At 61.4% G+C, this 741-nt stretch carries 1 protein-coding gene; it reads right to left on the bottom strand.

From position 1 onward, the window contains the following. Positions 1-58: 58 nt before the first annotated feature. The coding region (locus C6W91_RS02950; RefSeq protein ID WP_370570416.1) for an adenosylhomocysteinase at positions 59-741 on the bottom strand (683 nt) is incomplete at its 5' end.

Below are 741 nucleotides of genomic sequence, written 5' to 3'. Positions count from 1 at the left end.
AACAAAAAAGCCCCCGCATGATTTGCGGGGGCTTTGTGGTGTTCTGCTGTAGGGCCGGTCAGTAACGGTAGTGTTCCGGCTTGAAGGGACCTTCCGGGGTGACGCCGATATAGGCGGCCTGCTCGGGGCTGAGCGTGGTCAGCTTGACGCCGATACGCTCCAGATGCAGGCGGGCGACCTTCTCGTCCAGATGCTTGGGCAGGATGTAGACCTCGTTTTTATACTCCTCACCGCGGGTCCACAGCTCGATCTGCGCCAGAACCTGGTTGGTGAAAGAGGCCGACATCACAAAGGACGGGTGACCGGTGGCATTGCCGAGGTTCAACAGGCGCCCTTCGGACAGAAGGATGATGCGGTTGCCCGAGGGCATCTCGATCATATCCACCTGTTCCTTGATGTTGGTCCACTTGTGGTTCTTGAGGTTCGCCACCTGGATCTCATTGTCGAAGTGGCCGATGTTGCCGACGATGGCCATGTCCTTCATCGCGCGCATATGCTCGATGCGGATCACGTCCTTGTTGCCGGTGGTGGTGATGAAGATATCGGCGCTGGAGACCACGTCTTCCAGCAGCACCACCTCAAAGCCGTCCATCGCCGCCTGCAGAGCGCAGATCGGGTCCGCTTCGGTGACCTTCACGCGGGCACCCGCGCCGCGCAGAGAGGCCGCCGAGCCTTTGCCCACGTCGCCGTAGCCGCAGACCACCGCGACCTTGCCGGCCATCATGGTGTCGGTGGCGCGGC

Origin of the sequence: Phaeobacter sp. SYSU ZJ3003 (assembly GCF_041300735.1) — a bacterium.
GTDB classification, from domain to species: domain Bacteria; phylum Pseudomonadota; class Alphaproteobacteria; order Rhodobacterales; family Rhodobacteraceae; genus Phycobacter; species Phycobacter gallaeciensis_A.
This window is presented reverse-complemented; position numbering and strand designations above follow the sequence as displayed.